The 1,316-nt window shown below is 73.7% G+C and carries 1 protein-coding gene; it reads left to right on the top strand.

The window, feature by feature from the left end; translation table 11 throughout:
- Nucleotides 1-121: 121 nt before the first annotated feature.
- Nucleotides 122-1,316 (top strand): DUF4236 domain-containing protein (locus tag ETD96_RS43935; RefSeq protein WP_205719772.1); only part of this gene is annotated, 1,195 nt, incomplete at its 3' end.

The raw sequence follows: 1,316 nt of genomic DNA, 5'->3' as shown, positions 1-1,316 counted from the left end.
CCCCTCCCCTGCCCCACACATCCCTGATGCACCAAGCGCCACAAAAGGTTGCACGCATCGGCCACCCAGTACACCGACCTGTTCCGTCGGGCGTCCCACCAGGGACGACGGAGGTGGAACGATGGGTTTCGGGTTCCGTGTGGGCGTGCCGGGGATGAGCGTGCGGGTGTCGAGCCGGGGCGTGCGGACGTCCGTCGGGCCCCGCGCGGCACGCGTCCATGTCGGCGGCGGGCGCAGGACGACCGTCTCCAGCGGCATGGGGCCGTTCTTCGCCTCGACCTCGGTGGGCGGGGCGCGGCGTCGTTCCACCGCGAAGCGCCCGGCGCGCCCCCGCAACACCGGACCCACTCCGGCCCAGCTCGAACGGGCCCGCCGCCAAGCCGAACGCGCCGAGCAGGAGGCGCAGCGGGACGCCGCGATCGCGCACCTGGAGGAACTGCGGCGCCAGACGACCAGCGTCCACCTCCAGACGTTCCCGCAGGCGCAACCGCCCTTCGTGCCGCCCCCGCCGCAGCTGGCACTCCCCTGGGCCCTGGCGGAGGCCCAGGCGTTCCATCTCGCGGGCATCGGCCGCTTCGCCCGCGCGGACCGCGCCGCGGCCCGCCACGCCGCCGAGCAGGACGCGCCCGTCTACCTGGCCGCCGAGCAGGCCCGCCTCAACGACCTCTGCCGGCAGTTCCGCGCGGCCGCCGACGAGTGGTGGCGGGCCCTCAACGACAACGACGAGGACACCGTCTGCGAAGCGGTCAACACCGCGTTCTCCGACAACCCGGCCGCCGGGAGCGCGGTCGGTCTCGACGGGGCGGTCCTGTCGATCGTGATGCGCCAGCCCGACCTGGACGCGCTCCCGACCCAGGCACCGGGCCTGACCACCGCCGGCCGCCCCACGTTGAAGACGATGACGAAGCGCGACCGGCTGCTGTGGTGGCTCACGTCGATGGGCTCCAACATCGTCGCCACGCTCAAGGAGGCGTTCACGACCGCGCCCGGCGTCACCGCGATCGACCTCGCCGTCCTGACCCGCATGCCCGACACGCAGCGTCTCGGCATCGTCGCCTACGGCCGCTGGACGCGCCAGGCCGTGGCATCCGCGCCGTGGCGCCGCCCGGAAGACGCGCTGCGCTTCCTCGACGTCGCCGAGGACGTCGACTGCTCAGTCCGGACCACCGCGTCCGGCAACCTCTCCACCTCCGTCAAGCCCCTCGACACCACGAAGATCCCGGGCCTGGAGGCTCTCCTGGCCCGGATCGAGGACGTCCCCGAAGCGCCACCAGAGCCCGCCGCGACCCCGCCGTCCGACCCCTACGCCATTCGCC

The sequence above is a fragment of the Actinomadura geliboluensis genome (assembly GCF_005889745.1).
In the GTDB taxonomy this organism is placed as follows: Bacteria; Actinomycetota; Actinomycetes; order Streptosporangiales; family Streptosporangiaceae; genus Spirillospora; species Spirillospora geliboluensis.
Note: the sequence above shows the minus strand (reverse complement) of the source record. Positions and strands in the feature narration are given on the sequence as shown.